The organism is Methylobacterium sp. A52T, assembly GCF_053346095.1.
The window spans coordinates 25,076-42,878 of sequence record NZ_JBKFBI010000007.1 but is presented as its reverse complement, the minus strand read 5'-3'; the positions used below and the strand labels follow the sequence as shown (position 1 = coordinate 42,878).

19 protein-coding genes are annotated in these 17,803 nt (G+C 69.3%); 15 read left to right on the top strand and 4 right to left on the bottom strand.

Annotated features, from left to right (window positions below):
* Nucleotides 1-29 precede the first annotated feature (29 nt).
* From ctaD to ACLBYE_RS03460, 9 genes are all read left to right on the top strand, one after another.
* Complete coding sequence (gene ctaD / locus ACLBYE_RS03500; protein WP_043348481.1) at nt 30-1,658, top strand: cytochrome c oxidase subunit I; 1,629 nt, start codon at nt 30-32, stop codon at nt 1,656-1,658.
* 215 nt (nt 1,659-1,873) lie between these two features.
* On the top strand, nt 1,874-2,824 hold the full coding sequence (locus ACLBYE_RS03495; protein WP_447693056.1) for a heme o synthase: 951 nt from the start codon (nt 1,874-1,876) through the stop codon (nt 2,822-2,824).
* A gap of 5 nt (nt 2,825-2,829) precedes the next feature.
* Nucleotides 2,830-2,994, top strand: a complete 165-nt coding sequence (locus tag ACLBYE_RS03490) for a hypothetical protein (protein WP_056522038.1) — start codon at nt 2,830-2,832, stop codon at nt 2,992-2,994.
* 10 nt (nt 2,995-3,004) lie between these two features.
* On the top strand, nt 3,005-3,616 hold the full coding sequence (locus tag ACLBYE_RS03485) for a cytochrome c oxidase assembly protein (protein ID WP_427507564.1): 612 nt from the start codon (nt 3,005-3,007) through the stop codon (nt 3,614-3,616).
* 147 nt (nt 3,617-3,763) lie between these two features.
* On the top strand, nt 3,764-4,627 hold the full coding sequence (locus tag ACLBYE_RS03480) for a cytochrome c oxidase subunit 3 (RefSeq protein WP_427507563.1): 864 nt from the start codon (nt 3,764-3,766) through the stop codon (nt 4,625-4,627).
* Between the two features lie 115 nt (nt 4,628-4,742).
* The gene (locus tag ACLBYE_RS03475; protein ID WP_447693055.1) at nt 4,743-5,153 is read left to right on the top strand and encodes a DUF983 domain-containing protein; all 411 of its coding nucleotides are present in this window, start codon (nt 4,743-4,745) and stop codon (nt 5,151-5,153) included.
* A complete protein-coding gene (locus ACLBYE_RS03470; RefSeq protein WP_447693054.1) occupies nt 5,150-5,914 on the top strand; it encodes an SURF1 family protein in 765 nt (254 codons plus the stop codon). The genes ACLBYE_RS03475 and ACLBYE_RS03470 overlap by 4 nt, the downstream gene beginning before the upstream one ends.
* Before the next feature lie 212 nt (nt 5,915-6,126).
* Nucleotides 6,127-7,242: a dimethylsulfone monooxygenase SfnG gene (gene sfnG / locus ACLBYE_RS03465; RefSeq protein ID WP_447693053.1), complete on the top strand. Its 1,116-nt coding sequence runs from the start codon at nt 6,127-6,129 to the stop codon at nt 7,240-7,242.
* A gap of 42 nt (nt 7,243-7,284) precedes the next feature.
* On the top strand, nt 7,285-8,541 hold the full coding sequence (locus ACLBYE_RS03460) for an SfnB family sulfur acquisition oxidoreductase (protein ID WP_447693052.1): 1,257 nt from the start codon (nt 7,285-7,287) through the stop codon (nt 8,539-8,541).
* Between the two features lie 8 nt (nt 8,542-8,549).
* Here the strand turns inward: ACLBYE_RS03460 and ACLBYE_RS03455 are convergent, their stop codons facing one another.
* From ACLBYE_RS03455 to ACLBYE_RS03445, 3 genes are all read right to left on the bottom strand, one after another.
* The gene (locus tag ACLBYE_RS03455; RefSeq protein WP_447693051.1) at nt 8,550-9,437 is read right to left on the bottom strand and encodes a cation diffusion facilitator family transporter; all 888 of its coding nucleotides are present in this window, start codon (nt 9,435-9,437) and stop codon (nt 8,550-8,552) included.
* Between the two features lie 97 nt (nt 9,438-9,534).
* The gene (locus ACLBYE_RS03450) at nt 9,535-9,753 is read right to left on the bottom strand and encodes a hypothetical protein (RefSeq protein ID WP_091924294.1); all 219 of its coding nucleotides are present in this window, start codon (nt 9,751-9,753) and stop codon (nt 9,535-9,537) included.
* Nucleotides 9,750-10,007: a hypothetical protein gene (locus tag ACLBYE_RS03445; RefSeq protein ID WP_020091400.1), complete on the bottom strand. Its 258-nt coding sequence runs from the start codon at nt 10,005-10,007 to the stop codon at nt 9,750-9,752. The genes ACLBYE_RS03450 and ACLBYE_RS03445 overlap by 4 nt, the downstream gene beginning before the upstream one ends.
* Nucleotides 10,008-10,105: 98 nt before the next feature.
* Here ACLBYE_RS03445 and queA point away from each other — a divergent pair, with 98 nt between their 5' ends.
* Complete coding sequence (gene queA, locus ACLBYE_RS03440) at nt 10,106-11,170, top strand: tRNA preQ1(34) S-adenosylmethionine ribosyltransferase-isomerase QueA (RefSeq protein ID WP_091924288.1); 1,065 nt, start codon at nt 10,106-10,108, stop codon at nt 11,168-11,170.
* Entirely contained in the window at nt 11,167-12,303 is a 1,137-nt protein-coding gene (gene tgt / locus ACLBYE_RS03435; protein WP_447693050.1) for a tRNA guanosine(34) transglycosylase Tgt, read from the top strand. The genes queA and tgt overlap by 4 nt, the downstream gene beginning before the upstream one ends.
* A gap of 7 nt (nt 12,304-12,310) precedes the next feature.
* On the opposite strand, the gene ACLBYE_RS03430 is transcribed toward tgt, so the two are convergent.
* Nucleotides 12,311-13,354, bottom strand: coding sequence for a hypothetical protein (locus tag ACLBYE_RS03430; RefSeq protein WP_447693049.1), 1,044 nt, complete (start codon nt 13,352-13,354; stop codon nt 12,311-12,313).
* A 290-nt stretch (nt 13,355-13,644) separates the two neighbouring features.
* On the opposite strand from ACLBYE_RS03430, the gene ACLBYE_RS03425 reads away from it, so the two are divergent.
* The 4 genes from ACLBYE_RS03425 (at nt 13,645) to ACLBYE_RS03410 (ending at nt 17,585) form a co-directional block, all read left to right on the top strand.
* The gene (locus tag ACLBYE_RS03425) at nt 13,645-14,523 is read left to right on the top strand and encodes a methionyl-tRNA formyltransferase (RefSeq protein ID WP_447693048.1); all 879 of its coding nucleotides are present in this window, start codon (nt 13,645-13,647) and stop codon (nt 14,521-14,523) included.
* A 4-nt stretch (nt 14,524-14,527) separates the two neighbouring features.
* Nucleotides 14,528-15,829, top strand: a complete 1,302-nt coding sequence (locus ACLBYE_RS03420) for a glycosyltransferase family protein (RefSeq protein WP_447693047.1) — start codon at nt 14,528-14,530, stop codon at nt 15,827-15,829.
* 144 nt (nt 15,830-15,973) lie between these two features.
* Entirely contained in the window at nt 15,974-16,726 is a 753-nt protein-coding gene (locus ACLBYE_RS03415; protein WP_447693046.1) for a class I SAM-dependent methyltransferase, read from the top strand.
* A gap of 148 nt (nt 16,727-16,874) precedes the next feature.
* Nucleotides 16,875-17,585, top strand: a complete 711-nt coding sequence (locus ACLBYE_RS03410) for a restriction endonuclease (RefSeq protein ID WP_447693045.1) — start codon at nt 16,875-16,877, stop codon at nt 17,583-17,585.
* Nucleotides 17,586-17,803: the final 218 nt, after the last annotated feature.

The following is a 17,803-nucleotide window of genomic DNA, read 5'->3' as shown; positions in this document are numbered from 1 at the left end:
CCCATCAGATCCACAAGGCATTCGAATCCATGGCTACAGCCGCAGCCCATGCCGGGGCCCATGAGGTCCACGACCACAAGCCGTCGTTCTTCGCCCGCTGGTTCCTGTCGACGAACCACAAGGACATCGGCACCCTCTACCTGCTGTTCGCCTTCTGCGCCGGCATGATCGGCGCGTTCCTCTCCTTCGGCATCCGGATGGAGATGGAGGCGCCCGGCCTGCAGTATTTCTCGAACCCCGCGACCTACAACGTGTTCGTCACGGGCCACGGGCTCATCATGGTGTTCTTCATGGTGATGCCGGCGCTGATCGGCGGCTTCGGCAACTGGTTCGTGCCCCTCATGATCGGCGCGCCGGACATGGCGTTCCCGCGCATGAACAACATCTCGTTCTGGCTGACGGTGGCGGGCTTCTGCTCCCTGCTCTGCTCGCTGTTCGTCGAGGGCGCGCCCGGCGCGTCCGGCGCCGGCACCGGCTGGACCGTCTACCCGCCGCTCTCGACCGCCGGCCATCCCGGCCCGGCCGTCGACTTCGCGATCTTCGCCCTGCACCTCTCGGGCGCGGGCTCGATCCTCGGCGCCATCAACTTCATCACCACCATCCTGAACATGCGCGCCCCCGGCATGACGCTGCACAAGATGCCGCTCTTCGCCTGGGCCGAGCTGGTGACCGCGTTCCTGCTGCTGCTCTCGCTGCCGGTGCTCGCGGGCGCCATCACGATGCTGCTGACCGACCGCAACTTCGGCACGACCTTCTTCGACCCGGCCGGCGGCGGTGACCCGATCCTGTACCAGCACCTGTTCTGGTTCTTCGGTCACCCCGAAGTGTACATCATGATCCTGCCGGCCTTCGGCATCGTGTCGCACATCATCGCCACCTTCTCGCGCAAGCCGGTATTCGGCTACCTCGCGATGGCCTACGCCATGGTGGCGATCGGCGTCGTCGGCTTCGTCGTGTGGGCGCACCACATGTACACGGTCGGCCTGTCGCTGCAGACGCAATCCTACTTCGTGTTCGCCACGATGGTGATCGCGGTCCCGACCGGCGTGAAGATCTTCTCGTGGATCGCCACCATGTGGGGCGGCTCCATCCGCTTCACCGCCGCGATGCACTGGGCGGTGGGCTTCATCTTCCTCTTCACCGTCGGCGGCGTCACCGGCGTCGTGCTCGCCAACTCGGCGGTCGATAAGTACCTGCACGACACCTACTACGTGGTCGCGCACTTCCACTACGTGCTGTCCCTCGGCGCCGTGTTCATCATCTTCGCCGGTGTCTACTACTGGTTCCCGAAGATGACCGGCCACATCATCCCCGAATGGGCCGGCAAGCTGCACTTCTGGCTGGCCTTCATCGGCGCGAACGTCCTGTTCTTCCCGATGCACTTCCTCGGGCTGGCCGGCATGCCGCGCCGCTACGCCGACTACCCGGACGCGTTCGCCCAGTGGCACAAGGTGTCGACCTACGGCGGCCACATCTTCGGTCTCGGCATGTTCGTGTTCGTGATCGGCGTCGTCCTGGCCTTCCGCTCGAAGGAGCGGGCCGCGGACAACCCGTGGGGCGAAGGCGCCACCACCCTCGAGTGGACGCTCTCCTCCCCGCCCCCGTTCCACCAGTTCGAGACGCTGCCCCGCATCGTCGACGAGCCAGGCGCGCACTGATAGACACCCCGCGAGGGCCGCGTCCGCGGCCCTCGCCCTTCCCCGGAGGCCGGTCGGCCGACCTCCCGGCAAGGGCGAGCGATGAGGGCGATCCGCACGGGCCGAGGGAGACTTCCTGGGCCCCGCTCACGCCGATCCTTGGAGCACGTCGAATTCGAGACACGACTCGGCCGTGACGCGCGCGGCCGGGCGCCGGTACAGCAGCGGCAGACGCGATGACGAGCCTGACGAACACGATCGGCCCGGACGTTCCGGCCCCCGCCCTCACGACCGCCGGCGGCGACGTTCCGGACTACTTCGCCCTGCTGAAGCCGCGGGTGATGGTCCTCGTGATCTTCACGGCGCTGGTCGGGATGGTGGTCTCGCAGGGCCACGTGCAGCCGGCCATTGGGGCGATCTCGCTCCTCGCCATCGCGGTCGGCGCCGGAGCCTCCGGCTGCCTCAACATGTGGTGGGACGCGGACATCGACGCGGTCATGAGCCGGACCGCCACCCGGCCGATCCCGTCGGGCCGGATCACCTCCGAGGAGGCGCTGGGCTTCGGGCTGTTCCTCTCGGTCGCCTCGGTGGTCGTGCTCGGGCTCGCCGCCAATCTCCTGGCCGCCGCGCTCCTCGCCTTCACCATCGTGTTCTACGCGGTGGTCTACTCGATGTGGCTGAAGCGGGCGACCGCGCAGAACATCGTCATCGGCGGCGCCGCCGGCGCCCTGCCGCCGGTCATCGGCCAGGCGGTGGTGACCGGGTCGATCGGGATCGAGTCGCTGATCCTGTTCGCCATCATCTTCATCTGGACGCCGCCGCACTTCTGGGCGCTCGCCCTGATCAAGGCCGACGAGTACGCCCGCGCCGGCATCCCGATGATGCCGAACGTCGCCGGCCCGGCCTCCACCCGCCGCCAGATCGTGTGGTACTCGCTGCTCCTCGCCCCCCTCGGCCTCGTTCCGGTGGCCCTGGGCTTCGGTGGCCTCGTCTACGCGGTGGTCGGCCTCCTCGGCGGCCTGGGCATGGTGGCCTTCAGCATCCGCGTGCTGCGGAACCCCGAGGGCGATGCCGAGCGGCGCGCTGCCATGGGCATGTTCGGCTTCTCGATCCTCTACCTGTTCGCGCTGTTCTCGGCGCTGCTGGCCGAGCAGAGCTTCGGCCTGTTCCGCCCGGTCCTGGGTTGAGCGCCATGGCGGATCCCGAGATCCAGTACCCGCCGCTCACGCCCGAGCAGGAGGCGCGGCGCCGCAAGCGCTCGATCGCGATCGCGCTGGCGCTGGGGGCCTGGGTCCTGCTGTTCTTCGTGCTGACGATCGTCAAGCTCGGCCCTCAGATCCTGACCCGGCCGCTCTGAGGCGCCCCCAATGACCATTCCGCCATCAGGATCGAACCGGGCCGCGACGCGCACCGCCCTCGCCTGCGCGGGTCTCGCCGTGGGCATGATCGGCCTCGCCTTCGCGTCGGTGCCGCTCTACGACGCCTTCTGCAAGGCGACCGGCTACGACGGCACGCCCCGGCAGGGACCGGCGCTCTCGGCCTCCGCGGCGCGGACCGATGACAGCATGGTCGTCCATTTCGACACGAACGTCGCTCCGGGGCTGCCCTGGAAGTTCATCCCGGAAGTGCGCAGCGTCGAGGCGAAGCTCGGCGAGACCAAGACGGTCTTCTTCCGCGTGCAGAACACCGGCAGCGCGCCCTCCGCGGGCGTGGCGACCTTCAACGTCCAGCCGGGTCTGATGGGCGGCTACTTCGTCAAGATCGCGTGCTTCTGCTTCAACGAGCAGACGCTCCAGCCGGGCGAGACGCTGGACGTGCCGGTGGTGTTCTACGTCGATCCGGCCGTTCGGGACGACTCGAACACCGCGCATCTCTCGGAGATGACGCTGTCCTACACCTACTTCGCCTCCAAGAACGGTGAACCCGTGAAGGCGACGGTGGCGAAATCGTCTTCCTCGGGAACGAAGGGCGATTTCTGATCGCGGACCCGTGACAACACGGGGCCGCAGCGACTAAAGCTGCCAGCAAGCTTGGGCGTGGTGCGTGCCGCGCCCGGCCTGGGGCAAGCAACGAACAGCGTAAGGCCGGGAACGGCGCAGGGCGCGAGGGTGAGGAGCGACGGGACGATGGCCGAGGCGCACGCCAAGAATCACGACTACCACATCCTGAATCCGAGCCCGTGGCCGTTGATCGGGGCCTTCTCGGGCTTCCTCATGGCGTTCGGCGCCGTGTTCTGGATGAAGAGCCTCACGATCGGCACCCTGGCCCCCGGTCCCTACATCTTCGGGGCCGGCACGATCGGCGTTCTCTACACCATGTACTCGTGGTGGAAGGACGTCGCGCACGAGGCCAATTCCGGGGACCATACCCGCGTCGTCCAGCTTCACCACCGCTACGGCATGATGATGTTCATCGCCTCCGAGGTGATGTTCTTCGTCGCGTGGTTCTGGGCCTACTTCGAGGCCGCCCTCTACACCGCCGACCCGATCCAGGTCTCGCGCGTGGAGTTCACCGGCGGTGTCTGGCCGCCGAAGGGCATCGAGGCGTTCGACCCCTGGCATCTGCCGCTCCTGAACACGCTGATCCTGCTGACCTCGGGCACCACCGTCACCTGGGCGCACCACGCGCTGATCGAGGGCGACCGCAAGGGCCTGAAGTACGGCCTGTGGCTGACGATCATCCTCGGCGTGCTGTTCACCGCCTGCCAGGCCTACGAGTACAGCCACGCCGAGTTCGGCTTCTCGGGCAGCATCTACTCGTCGACCTTCTTCATGGCGACGGGCTTCCACGGCGCCCACGTCATCATCGGCACGATCTTCCTGGCGGTGTGCCTGTTCCGCGTCTACGCGGGCCAGTTCACCCCGCGTCAGCACCTCGGCTTCGAGTTCGCCGCTTGGTACTGGCACTTCGTCGATGTCGTGTGGCTGTTCCTGTTCGCCGCCATCTACGTGTGGGGTTCGGGGGTCTTCCACGGCGGCGGCGCTCACTGAGCGGAACCATCCCGTCGCCGCAGGGCGGATCTGCGAAGGGCGGCTCAGGCCGCCCTTCTGCGTTTCCGACGCCGCGCGAACGCCGTATCGACGAGGACGGCCCGCGCGCGGGTCGATGGGGCCCCGCACGGAACAGGTCTGGAGTGTGCCCGTGAACAACCGAACCTACTCGCCGCCGCCACCGATCCCGACCGGCCTGCGCGGCCGGTGCCCGCGCTGCGGCGAGGGTCACCTGTTCAAAGGGTTCCTGAGCCTGCGCCCCTCCTGCGAGGCGTGCGGGCTCGACTACGCGCATTTCGACTCCGCGGACGGGCCGGCCTTCTTCGTCATGTCGATCGTCGGCCTGATCGTGGTCGGTCTCGCCCTCTGGCTGGAGATCACCTACGAGCCGCCGATCTGGGTCCACGCCCTGGTGGCCCTGACCCTCTCGGTCGGTCTCAGCCTGATTCTGGTGCGGCCCCTCAAGGGCCTGCTCATCGCCCTGCAGTTCAGCAACCGGGCGGAGCAAGGGCGCTTCGAGCCGTGACCGCGAGCGGACCGCACCGGGCTGGCTGGCGCGACCTGGTCGCGCCGGGACTCGCCTCGCTGGTTGCCCTGGCCATCCTGCTGGGGCTGGGGACCTGGCAGCTCGAGCGAAGGGCCTGGAAGGAAGACCTGATCGCCCGGATCGTGCGTCAGAGCCGCGCGGAGCCGGTGGCACCTCCGGCCGCAGCGGCCTGGGATCCGGCGCGCGACGAATTCCGGCACGTCCGGGTCAGCGGTCAGTTCCTCAACGACCGGGAAACGCTCGTGCACGGATTGGCGCCCGGCGAGACGCCGGGCCGCGCCCTGCAGGGCTACTACGTGCTCACGCCATTCCGCCGGGACGACGGGAGCATGGTGATCATCAACCGGGGCTTCGTTCCCACGGAGCTGAAGGCGCAGAGCGATCGCCGGGACGGCCTGACCGACGGGTCGACGACGGTCACCGGCATTCTCCGCGCGAGCGAGGCGCGAGGAATGTTCGTGCCGGAACCGGATCCCGCCCGCGGGGAGTGGTTCAACCGGGACATCGCCGGCATCGCGGCGGCGCGCGGTCTCGGAACGGTCGAGCCCTACTTGATCGAGGCCGACGCCGTTCCCGGGCAGACGACGTGGCCGCGCGGCGGCCAGCTCCGGGTCGACCTGCCGAACAACCACCTGCAGTACGCATTCACGTGGTTCGGCCTCGCCGCCTGCCTGATCGGCGTGTTCTCGGTCTTCGCGTGGCGCCGCCTGCACGATTCGCCCGCGGCCCGCGCCGCCTAGGATAAAGCCGCGCGCGCAGGATCTCGGCGAAGAAAAGTCTCGCCGAGATCGGCTGAAAAACGGTAACCCGTTCCTTTGACCGACGGCCGTCGCCCCGGAATACTTTCAGTGTTCTTGAGCGATCGGCCGCGTTCTGCATAGTGTATTCAGTTCGCGGCGATCATCCGAAGACGACACGGCGCCGGACCGCCGTGCAACTGAGGTAACGCCGGATGACCAGCCATCTCGCCGACGCGGCGGCGCGCGAGCCGATCCGCTTCGCCTACTGGGTGCCCAATGTCTCCGGGGGGCTTGTCATCAGCAAGATCCCCCAGCGCACGAGCTGGGACGCCGAGTACAATCGGAAGCTGGCGCAGATCGCCGAGGAGGCGGGGTTCGATTATGGGCTGACGCAGATCCGGTTCACCGCGGGCTACGGCGCCGAGTACCAGCACGAATCTGTCGCCTTCAGCCACGCACTGCTGGCCGCGACTACCAAGCTCAAGGTGATCGCCGCGCTCCTGCCCGGCCCGTGGCATCCCACCCTCGCCGCCAAGCAGATCGCCACGATCTCGCAGCTCACCGAAGGCCGCATCGCGGTGAACATCGTCTCGGGCTGGTTCTCGGGCGAGTTCCGGGCGATCGGCGAGCCCTGGCTCGACCACGACGAGCGCTACCGCCGGTCGGAGGAGTTCATCCGAAGCCTGCGCGGGATCTGGACGCAGGACAATTTCACCTTCCGCGGCGACTTCTACCGCTACAGCGACTACACGCTGAAGCCGAAGCCGGCCCAGCCGCTGCCCGAGATCTTCCAGGGCGGCTCGTCGCGCGCCGCGCGCGACATGGCGACCCGCGTGTCGGACTGGTACTTCACCAATGGCGGTACGCCGGAGACGATCCGCGCCCAGGTGGACGATATCCGCGCCAAGTCGGCCGAGACCCGCAATCATCCCCGGATCGGCGTCAACGCCTTCGTCATTGCCCGCGACACCGAGGAGGAGGCCCGCGCCGTCCTTCAGGACATCATCGACAGCGCCGACCCGGACGCCGTGAAGGCCTTCGGTCACGAGGTGAAGAACGCCGGCAAGGCCTCGCCGGAAGGGGAAGGCAACTGGGCGAAGTCGAGCTTCGAGGATCTCGTTCAGTACAACGACGGCTTCAAGACCAACCTGATCGGCACGCCCGACCAGATCGCCGAGCGGATCCTGGCGCTGAAGGATGCCGGAGCGGACCTCGCCCTGCTGGCCTTCCTGCATTTCCAGGAGGACGTCGCGTATTTCGGCGCGCACGTGATCCCGCGGGTCCGCGCCCTCGAGGCCGCCCGCGACCGGCGCGCCGAGGCGGCCTGAGCGCCGCCCGCCGAACCGTATCCCGACAGATCGGAGTGAGCCATGAACATCGCCGTCGATGCGCGCACGCTCGAGCCGGAACACCACCCGGGCGCTCCCGGCCCCGCGCGGCCGCCCTCACCCGCCCACGTGATCCGTGACGACGCCGAGGCGCTGGCCGTGGCTCACGGGCTCGCGGCCGCGTTCCGGGCCGGCGCGTCGGAGCGGGACCGCCAGGCCGTGCGGCCGCTGAAGGAGCTCGACGCCTTCTCGCAGAGCGGCCTCTGGTCGATCAACGTGCCGCGCGCCTATGGCGGCCCGGAACTCTCCTACCGGACCCTCGCGCAGGTCATCGCCATCGTGGCGGCCGCCGATCCCGCCATCGCGCAGATCGCCCAGAACCATCTCGGCATCCTGGCGGCGATCCGGACGGTGTCGGACGAGGCGCAGAAGCAGCTGCTGTTCGGCGAGGTCCTGCGCGGAACGCGGTTCGGCAACGCCTTCTCGGAGCGCGGCACCAAGCGGGCGGCCGATTTCGACACGCGCTTCACCGATCACGGCGACCACGTCGTGGTGAGCGGCCGGAAGTTCTACGCCACCGGCGCCCTCCTCGCGCATCTGGTGCCGATCGTCGCCCTCGATGCCGAGGGACGCGCCTGGTACGCCATCGCCGAGCGGGACGCGCCCGGACTCACGGTGATCGACGACTGGTCGAGCTTCGGCCAGCGCGGCACGGCGAGCGGGACCGTGCTGATCGACGACGTGCGCGTGCCCAAGACCCATCTGGTGCCGGCCTGGAAGGGCTACGCGGCGCCGACCGCCGACGGTGCCGTGTTCCAGATCATCCAGGCCGCGGTCGATGCCGGGATCGGCCGCGAGGCCCTCGACGACACCATCGGCTTCGTCCGCGAGAAGGCCCGCCCCTGGATCGACAGTGGGCTGGAGCGGGCGTCCGACGATCCCTACACGATCCAGGCGGTCGGCGACCTGACCATCCGGCAGCACGCCGCCGAGGCGCTGCTCGACCGGGCCGGCCTCGCCCTCGACGCGGCCGTCGCGCGGCCGGACGCCGAGACGGTCGCGGCGGCGCAGATCGCGGTCGCCGAGGCGAAGGTGCTGACCACCGAGGTTGCCCTGGCGGCGTCGAACAAGCTGTTCGAGCTGTCTGGGACCCGCTCGACTCTGGCCGCCGAGAATCTCGACCGTCACTGGCGGAACGCGCGCACGCACACCCTGCATGACCCGGTCCGCTGGAAATACGCGATCGTCGGCAACCACGCCCTCAACGGCGTGAACCCGCCGCTCCACGCCTGGAGCTGATCGGCGGCCTACAGCACCGGCAATCCCCGCGCCTTGGCCTCCTCGCCGGGCTCGACGTGGATGGTCACCACCGCCCCGGGGATCGTCGTCTCCAGGGCAGATTCCAGCCGGTCGCAGATCGCGTGCGAGTCCTCGACGGTCATCGCCCCGGGGACGACGAGGTGGAAGTCGATGAAGGTCGCCTGACCGGCGGAGCGCGTGCGCACGTCGTGCGCCTCCAGCGCGCCCTCGCCGTGCTGGGAGATGAGCGACCGGATCTGGCTCACCATCTCGGCCGGGGCGGCCCTGTCCATGAGGCCGTCCACCGATTCCCGGACCATGCGGAAGCCGGACCACAGGATGTTCATGGCGACCAGCCCGGCCACCACGGGGTCGAGGACCGGGTAGCCCGTCACCACCACGGCGCCGACGCCGGCCAGGACGCCGCAGGACGTGACCACGTCGGCGAAGACGTGGCGCGCGTCGGCGATCAGGGCCGGCGACCGCCACCGCCGGCCCCAGCGCATCAGCGCCGCCGCCCAGAGCGCGTTGACGACACCGGCCGCGAAGTTGATCGCGAGGCCGACCGCGGGCGCGTCGAGGGGCTTCGGAGCGAGCAGCCCGAAATAGGACTCGCGCAGGATCAGCAGCGCCGCCACCACGATCAGCGCGCCCTCGATCACCGCCGAGAAGAACTCGGCCTTGTGGTGACCGTAGGGATGGTCCTCGTCCGCCGGGCGCGCGGCGACCCGCAGGGCCACGAAGGCGCCGACCGCGGCGACCACGTTGATGATGCTCTCCAGCGCGTCGGAGTACAGGGCGAGGCTGCCGGTGAGCCACGCCGCGTAGAACTTCATCGCCGTGACGGCGAGGCCGATGCCCGCGCTGAAGAGGGCGGCTTTCTGGGTGCGGTCCATGGTTCGCGCCGTTGGGGTGACGCCGCGCCCATACGGCACAGGCCGCGGCCAAGGCCACGGCAAAGGTTCGACGCCGCCGAAAACGTGTTAGCCGCGGCTAAGTCTCCGACGCGCCGCCGTTGTCGCGGGCGGCCTCGCGCCGCCGGCTCGGCTCCGCCTTGGCGCGCGCGGCCTCCGCCTTCCGCAGGTAGCGACGGCGCTGCCAGGCGAAGCGCGCTCCGGCGGCGAGGGTCTCCAGCCGGGCGGCCTCGCGCTCCCAGTACCCGAGGAGTTGCCCGTCGAGGGTGACCCGCCGGGGGCGACCGCGGGGCGTCACGCGTCGCTCCCCCGCGGCGCCGGCGGCTCGCCCGTCTCGGCCACGACCAGGGCGTCCGGATCGCCGCGGAAGCTGCCGGCGCCGGTATTCGGCACCGGGATCCCGGGGCTGCCGAAGGGCTGGCTCGGGTAGGCCGATTCGAACTTCGCGCGGGCGGTGTCGGGATCCTCGGCCTTCAGCACGATCTCGGACGTGCCGGGGAGCGGCCAGCGGGGATCGGCGGCGTCACGGGGGCGAACGGCGTACCAGGGCATGGATCGGGGGCCTCGCGTCTCGGTGACGCTGGAAACGGACGCGCTCCCCGGCGGTTCCGCGGTTGAAACCGCGTGCCGTTCGGTGCAGGCAGCCGGCGATGCGCGTGGACCTCTTCGATTTCGAGCTGCCGGAGACCAGCATCGCCCTGCGCCCGGCCGAGCCGCGCGACGCCGGGCGGATGCTCGTGGTCCGCCCCGGCGCGCCGCTGGCCGACCGGACCGTGCGCGACCTGCCCGATGCCCTCCGGGCCGGCGACGCGCTGGTCTTCAACGACACGCGGGTGATCCCGGCCCGGCTGAACGGCGTGCGCACACGGCCCGGCGCCCCCGGCCAGCGCACCGAGGTGATGCTCCACCTGCGCGAGGCTCCCGACCGCTGGCGCGCCTTCGCGCGTCCGGCGAAGCGCCTCGCGGCGGGCGACGCGCTGCGCTTCGGCGATCTGGCGGCGACCGTTCTCGAGAAGGCCGAGGCCGGGGAGATCGTCCTCGCCTTCGACCGGGCCGGGCCCGACCTCGACGCGGCCATCGCCGCGGAGGGTGCCCTGCCGCTGCCCCCCTACATCGCGGGCAAGCGCGCCACGGATGACCGCGACGCCACCGATTACCAGACGGTCTACGCCCGCAATCCGGGGGCGGTCGCGGCTCCCACGGCCGGCCTTCACTTCTCCGACGCGCTGCTGGCCGATCTCGACGCCGCCGGTCTGCGGCGCCACCACGTCACGCTGCATGTCGGCGCCGGGACCTTCCTGCCGGTCAAGGCCGAGGACACCGAGGCCCACCGCATGCACGCGGAGATCGGCATCCTCGACGCCGCCACGGCCGAGGCCCTGAACGCCGCGCGGGCCGCGGGCGGCCGGATCGTCGCGGTCGGGACCACGGCGCTGCGGCTGCTGGAGAGCGCGGCCCGCCCGGACGGGACGCTCGCGCCCTTCTCGGGGCCCACCGAGATCTTCATCACGCCGGGCTACCGGTTCCGCGCCGTCGACGCCCTCGTGACCAACTTCCACCTGCCGCGCTCGACGCTGTTCATGCTGGTCTCAGCGTTCTCCGGCCTCGCGACGATGCGGGCGGCCTACGCGCACGCGATTGCCGCCGGGTACCGGTTCTACTCCTACGGCGACGCCAGCCTGCTCTTCCCGGGCCCGGGCGCGGACACCCCATGACCGACAGCGCTCCCTTCCGCTTCGACCTGCTGGCCCGGGACGGCACCGCCCGCACCGGCGTGATCGCGACCCCGCGCGGCGAGATCCGGACCCCGGCCTTCATGCCGGTGGGCACGGCCGCGACCGTCAAGGCCATGTATCCCGGCCAGGTCCGCGATCTCGGCGCCGACGTGGTTCTGGGCAACACCTACCACCTGATGCTGCGGCCCGGCCCGGAGCGCATGGCCCGGCTCGGCGGCCTGCACCGCTTCATGAACTGGGACCGGCCGATCCTGACGGATTCCGGCGGCTTCCAGGTGATGTCGCTCTCCGCCCTGCGGAAGATCGACGAGCAGGGCGTGACCTTCCGCTCGCACATCGACGGCACCGCGCATCACATGAGCCCGGAGCGCTCCATCGAGATCCAGGGGCTGCTCGGCTCCGACATCCAGATGCAGCTCGACGAGTGCGTCCGCCTGCCGGCGGACCACGCGGCCATCGAGAAGGCCATGCACCTGTCGCTGCGCTGGGCCGAGCGCTGCCGCGTCGCGTTCGGCGAGCAGCCCGGACGGGCCCTGTTCGGCATCGTCCAGGGCGGCGACGTGCCGGCCCTGCGCGTCGAGAGCGCCCGCGCGCTGACGGATCTCGATCTCAAGGGCTACGCGGTGGGCGGCCTCGCCGTGGGCGAGCCCCAGGCGGTCATGTTCGCCATGATCGAGACGGTCGAGCCGCACCTGCCCGCCGCCAAGCCCCGCTACCTGATGGGCGTCGGCACGCCGGACGACATCCTCGGCGCGGTCGCCCGCGGCATCGACATGTTCGACTGCGTGATGCCGACCCGCGCCGGCCGGCACGGCCTCGCCTACACGCGCCACGGACGGGTCAACCTGCGCAACGCCCGCCACGCGGAGGACACCGCGCCGCTCGACGAGGCCTCGACCTGTCCGGCCGCGCGGGACTATTCCCGCGCCTACCTGCATCACCTCGTGCGCTCGAACGAGATCCTCGGGATGATGCTGCTGACCTGGAACAACCTCGCCTACTACCAGGATCTGATGGCCGGCGCGCGCGCGGCGATCCGGGACGGCCGCTACGCGGATTACTGCGCCGAGACCCGCGCGGGCTGGGCGAGCGCCGAGCGCGCCGCCGCCTGACCGGGCGTCACGGGTGCGCGAGCACCCGGTAGATTCCGTCCGGATCGTCGCGGCCGGTGGCGACGGCGCGCGCGAGATCCGAGACGACGCGCGCCGCCACGGGCAGGCGGTAATGCAGCGCGTCCCAGTAATTCGCGTCCCGGGTCGTCAGCGGCGAGATCCGGCGAAAATCCACCACGACCGCGCCCCGGCGCTTCCCGATGGCCGCGGCGCGCGCCTTGCAGGCTTCCTCGCGAAGGCCCGCCGCCGATCCCGGTGAGCCCTGCGCCCCCGCGTGGACCGGCATGAAGGCCACGATCTTCAGGGCCTCGGCGGGCACGCGACCGAGGAGATCGTCCAGGCGGTCGAGGGCCGGCATCGGCAGCTCGGGGGCGTCCGCCGCCGCCGAGTCCACGCGGCCGGCGCGGATATGGGCCTGGGCGCGCGCGAGGTCGTAGCGCGCCTCCGGGGGGGTGAAGACCGCGTAGCCGTCGCCGCGGATCCGCGCCCGGGCCAGCCCGAGATCGGCGAGCCCGGCCCGGACGGCCGTCGTGACCGAGCGCAGGCTGACCTGACGCAGGACATCGCCGGGCGCGCGGTCCGCGTAGAGCCAGTCGGGAAAGGCATGGGCGGTCCGGGCCGGCGGCGCGGCGGCGCACCACGGGGCGTCGAGGCCGAACAGGACCGCGCGGACCGGCCGGCGGGCCAGGAACAGCGCGGCGAGCCGGCCCTGCTCGTCGGGCGTCGCGGCATTCACCGCCAGATTGGCGAACCGGAGGCCGAAGGCCGCGTCGAGGGCCTGCGGGTCGAGCAGCCGCGCCGTCGAGGTGCCGAAGACCGCCGCGTCGAACGGCCCCCCGCGGGCGATCTGCGGATAGGAGAGCCGCTGATTGGCGTCCATGATCGGCCCCGGCGGATGCCCGGGCGCGGCCCGCAGCCCGTAGGGATCGACCGCGGCCACGAAGCCGATCAGCGCCAAGCCCATGAGGGTGGCGCAGACGAGGAAGCTGCGCGCGAAGCCGACCCATTCAGCGGGTCGCCGGCCGGCTCGGCGGTGAGAGGACGGATCCATCGGGCGGCTACATACGCCGTTCGGCAGGCTGCGTCGCGGCCACACCTGCGGGCGCGCGCCGAGCGCGTCTTGCAACCCGCGGACACAACGGGTGGGTGTATTACCTGCGACAAAACGACATGCGAGATATGTTGTTGCGGCGAGACAGCGCTCCTTCACTTCTGCTGCTATGTATATGAGTAAGGGTCGATCGATCGCGCGTGACGATTTGATTTTGATGAACCTGATCATTCCCACCGCGCGCGGCCAGCACAACTACCTCGGCAACAGGACTCGGTGACACGGTAGCGATGTCGAAGACGCCGTCGATTCTCCTGTGCGGGAAAAATAAGATATGCGCCGACGCGCTCGAGATCGTCCGACGTGAATTACCCGATCACACGATCGTGTACGTCTACGCCGAGAAGGACAAGACTTCCGCGCACGTCGCTCGCGAAGCGGCACACCGTCTCGGTATCGAGAGCCGCGGCGTCAGCAATGCCGAATCTTTCGCCCGCACGTATTTCGAGATTGAGCCCACTCTACTTCTGTCGGTTCAGTTCTCGCTCATCTTGAGAAAAGATGTCATCGAGCACGGAAAGGACCGGCTCATCAATCTCCACTTCTCGCCGCTTCCGCGCTACCGCGGGATGGCTCCGATCACGCTCGCCATCCTCAACGGCGACCCGACCTTCGGCGTGTCACTTCACATCATCGATGCCGGAATCGACACCGGCGCCCTCGTCGATCAGGAAACATTCCCGATCGAGGGCCGCTCCAATCGCGAGGTCTACAGCCTGTGTGAACAGGCGGGCGTACGGCTGATCGAGCGGAACGCGGCCAAGTTCGGGGCGGTCACGGCGGAACGCGGCCTGTCGGGGGTCGCCGTGGTTCAGGACGACACGGCGGCGACCTATTTCGGCAAGGCGGATATCGACTACGCGCAAACCGAGATCGACTTCCACCGCACGGCGGCTCAGATTGGCCAGCATGTGCGCGCCTACCTTTTTCCGCCTAGCCTTTACGCGCGAGTCACGATCGGCGACCGGCGCCTTCGGATCCTGCAGCCCCCGGAGATCGGCGCGCGCTGCACAGATCGAAAACCCGGCCTGGTGGTGCAGAACGATCCGCTCACCGTGACGAGCCGCGACCGGCTCCTGATTTTCAGACAGACGGAAGAAGACGCCTGAGCGAATGTCGACGGCTACACTGTTGTTGATGGATGTCTTCGGCATCCTCGATGCGAGCCGCAGCGGGCTCATCGACGCCTTCGCGGCGGCCGGATGCGACGTCATCGTCGCGAACTTCGCCTACACACACCTCAGTCAGTCGGAGGAACTCGCCGAGACCCTGCTGGCCGTCTTGGAAGCCGACGGCATCGCGATCGACGGCGCCCTCAGCATCAACGCTGTCGGCCTGTGCGCGCCGATCTATGACAGCCTCGCGCGGCGCGGCGTGCCGCACGCGGCGTGGTTCGTAGACAGTCCCTTCTACTTCTCCGGCCTCACCATCCCGGACAGCGTGTTGCTGAGCGTCGCGTGCAGCAACTTCGCCGAACATCCGCAGGCTGGCCGCGCCGACTGGCTGCCCTTCGCGGGCTTCGATCCCCGGCCGCCGCAGAACCGGGATGCCGCCTCGATCGGCTTCCTCGGATCACTGCATCACGTCGCGCTGTACGCGGCGCGCTCACAGGACGGTCTTGTCGGATCCCGCAGCGGCCCGATGCCGGTGGGGGTCGAACTCCGCGACCGGATGCGATCGCCGTTCTTCATGATCGACGAGGCGTGGACTCTTCCCGACGGCTCGCCGATCAACGCGATGGAGTATTTCAATTTCCAGTCATCGATGCACCGGCTGGAACTCCTCTCTTACTTCGCGGCGACCGATCTGGAGATCCAGGGGCCGCCGAGCTGGCACAAGGAACTCTGGACCGCAGCCCCCCACCTCCTCGACAAATTCACCGTCAATAGCGTCGTTGGCGAACGTCAGATGCGCGACTACATGGCGCGATACCGCATCTGCCTGAACATCTTTCACATTCAGAACATGAATGGCGGCCCGAATTTTCGAAGCTTCGACGCCGCTTCACACGGCGTCCCGTGCCTTTCCCAGTACAACCGCGATTGCGCCGCCCTCTTCCCGCACGGCGAGTCTGCCCTGTACTTCAACAACGCCGCCGAAGCGCTTCACCTTCACTGCGAGCTCGACGGCAACGGTCGGTTGAGACAGAAGCTCGCGACGGCGGCCGCGCGGGTTGTTCGCGACGGCAACACATTCGCCCATCGCGTGACCCGGTTCCTCGAGATTCTGGCGCTCCGGCAACGGACCGGAGCCACCAGGGGCACCGTCCGGCATCTGCGCTGGCAGGATGGATGGACTGCCGAACCGGAGGATGCGGCAGTGTCGGCAGCGGGGTATCCCGAACCTCAGCCGGTCCGACAGGACGTTCCCGCCGTCGGTCCGATCCGCCGCTTCTTCCAGCGCAGCCGCCGCTGAAGCGAACCGCGGCGCCTGCAAGCCGACCCTCTGGCCAGTTGTTCGATACGGGTGGATCGACAAAGCGCGTGAACCGATCGGCCGCCGCCCGTATAGACGGACCACGGCGTTGCCCGGCACGGGTGGGCGGCGTGGGGAGGCGGCATGACGTTCACGGCACACAACATCCGCCTCGCGGACGGGTCCGAGACCTTGCCGGAGGCGGGCTGGCTGATCGCCGACAGCCCCTGGACTCAGGCGGCCCTGCGCTCGCTCCGGCTGTTCTACGGGCACAGGCTGGCCGGCCGGTCGATCGTCGATCTGGGCTGCCTCGAGGGCGGCTACACGCTCGAATTCGCCCGCGCCGGGATGCGCGCCACCGGTGTCGAGGTGCGCCGCTCCAACTTCGAGAACTGCCTGCGGGTCAAGGATGGGACGGGCGTCCCCGACCTCGCCTTCGTCAACGACGACGTGTGGAACCTGGCGGCCCACGGCCCCTTCGACGCCGCCTTCTGCTGCGGACTGCTCTACCACCTCGACAGGCCGGCCGCCTTCATCCGCCTCATGGCCGAATGCGTCCGCGACGTGGTCATCCTGCACACGCATTTCGCGACCGAAACCAACGAGGCCCTGTTCCAGCTCTCGCCGCCCGCAGAGAACGAAGGTCTGCCGGGTCGCTGGATGCACGAGCACGATCTCGACGACACGAGCCAGCTCGAGGCGCACAAATGGACCTCGTGGAGCAACAAGCGCTCCTTCTGGCCCACCAAGCCGGCCCTGATCCAGCTTCTCAAGGAGTGCGGCTTCGACATGGTCTACGAGCAGTACGACATGCTGGGACGCGACATCCGCGGCTCGATGGAGAGCGGCTACTACCACCAGCAGGGCCGGAGCATGTTCGTGGCCATGCGGACCTGAGCGTCAGCTGGGCGGACATAAATTTAGAATTCACCATCTCCAAAGACTTGCACTGAGCAGTTCAGCACGCATGTAATCGGCAATGTCCGCTTAATTCCTGAGGCGGATAAATGGCGGCATCGGCCTTATTTCGCAAAGTCCCGCCGCCATGTTCGCGACGAGCCTCGCCCTGTGGGTGATAGCCATCCTGCTTCTGCTCGCTTGGCTGCATCTGCAGGAGCGGGTCACCGAGCGGTGTCGCCGCGCGATCCGACCGCAGATCGAGCGCCTGATCATCGAGAACCGGTGGATGGAGCACCACGCGCGCGACGCGGCCGCGTTCGAGGCGCTCTGGGACCGGGAACTCGGCAGGCTGCACCGCGCCCATATCGCGCGCCCGCTCCGGGCCGTCGTCCGGTTCCGCGCCTTCAGGCGTCTGGTCAGAGCGGAATTCGCGTCGATCCTACCGGCCGAGGTCGCGTCGTGGACCTTCGTCGACCGCGCGAGCACCTCGCAGGCGCATTACGAGGGGCTGATGCTACGGTGCCTGAAGGCAGCCGGCTGGCGCCTGGATTACCAGGATCAGGACCACTTCGTGCTCCTCCGGGCCCGGACGCGCGTCGTCGTTTGCCTGCATTGGGCGGAACGCGACGTCGCGTGTCTCCCGATCTCGGACGTCGCGGCGGCGGCGGAGCGCGCCGGGTCGACCACGGCGTGCGTGATGACCAACGGCCGGTTCAGCGGCGCGGCGCGTGCCATGGCGGAGGAGCAGAACGTCCTGGCGCTGCACTGCTCGCAGATCGACCTGCTGCTGCCCCGGGACAAGGCGATGGTCGCGCCCCGCGCAGTCCGCGGAACCGGCATCCGGCTCGCCGCCTGACTACACTCATAATTTGCGTCGGGCGACGAGGAGCCACGAGGACGACGACACCCCGATCGACCGCGCGCCAGGGTCCATTCCTCGACGCGCCTCCCTCTGTCCCGCCGAGGGACTGACCGGCGCGCACGCTTTCGTCGGGGAGAGGCGCGTGCTCCTCTACGCACCGAGCCCCCCGGGGCCTCGCCCGCCGGTCCGCCGTTGCGGGCCTCGTCTTCCGC

Excerpts from the sequence above, each read along its gene's own strand:
- ACLBYE_RS03490 (WP_056522038.1), top strand. The coding sequence starts at position 2,830 with ATGGCGGATCCCGAGATCCAGTACCCGCCGCTCACGCCCGAGCAGGAG.
- ctaD (WP_043348481.1), top strand. The coding sequence starts at position 30 with ATGGCTACAGCCGCAGCCCATGCCGGGGCCCATGAGGTCCACGACCAC.
- ACLBYE_RS03475 (WP_447693055.1), top strand. The coding sequence starts at position 4,743 with ATGGGGCCCCGCACGGAACAGGTCTGGAGTGTGCCCGTGAACAACCGA.
- ACLBYE_RS03495 (WP_447693056.1), top strand. The coding sequence starts at position 1,874 with ATGACGAGCCTGACGAACACGATCGGCCCGGACGTTCCGGCCCCCGCC.
- ACLBYE_RS03425 (WP_447693048.1), top strand. The coding sequence starts at position 13,645 with ATGTCGAAGACGCCGTCGATTCTCCTGTGCGGGAAAAATAAGATATGC.
- ACLBYE_RS03445 (WP_020091400.1), bottom strand. The coding sequence starts at position 10,007 with ATGCCCTGGTACGCCGTTCGCCCCCGTGACGCCGCCGATCCCCGCTGG.
- queA (WP_091924288.1), top strand. The coding sequence starts at position 10,106 with ATGCGCGTGGACCTCTTCGATTTCGAGCTGCCGGAGACCAGCATCGCC.
- ACLBYE_RS03415 (WP_447693046.1), top strand. The coding sequence starts at position 15,974 with ATGACGTTCACGGCACACAACATCCGCCTCGCGGACGGGTCCGAGACC.
- ACLBYE_RS03430 (WP_447693049.1), bottom strand. The coding sequence starts at position 13,354 with ATGGATCCGTCCTCTCACCGCCGAGCCGGCCGGCGACCCGCTGAATGG.
- ACLBYE_RS03480 (WP_427507563.1), top strand. The coding sequence starts at position 3,764 with ATGGCCGAGGCGCACGCCAAGAATCACGACTACCACATCCTGAATCCG.
- ACLBYE_RS03460 (WP_447693052.1), top strand. The coding sequence starts at position 7,285 with ATGAACATCGCCGTCGATGCGCGCACGCTCGAGCCGGAACACCACCCG.
- ACLBYE_RS03455 (WP_447693051.1), bottom strand. The coding sequence starts at position 9,437 with ATGGACCGCACCCAGAAAGCCGCCCTCTTCAGCGCGGGCATCGGCCTC.
- ACLBYE_RS03485 (WP_427507564.1), top strand. The coding sequence starts at position 3,005 with ATGACCATTCCGCCATCAGGATCGAACCGGGCCGCGACGCGCACCGCC.
- ACLBYE_RS03420 (WP_447693047.1), top strand. The coding sequence starts at position 14,528 with ATGTCGACGGCTACACTGTTGTTGATGGATGTCTTCGGCATCCTCGAT.
- ACLBYE_RS03410 (WP_447693045.1), top strand. The coding sequence starts at position 16,875 with ATGTTCGCGACGAGCCTCGCCCTGTGGGTGATAGCCATCCTGCTTCTG.
- tgt (WP_447693050.1), top strand. The coding sequence starts at position 11,167 with ATGACCGACAGCGCTCCCTTCCGCTTCGACCTGCTGGCCCGGGACGGC.
- sfnG (WP_447693053.1), top strand. The coding sequence starts at position 6,127 with ATGACCAGCCATCTCGCCGACGCGGCGGCGCGCGAGCCGATCCGCTTC.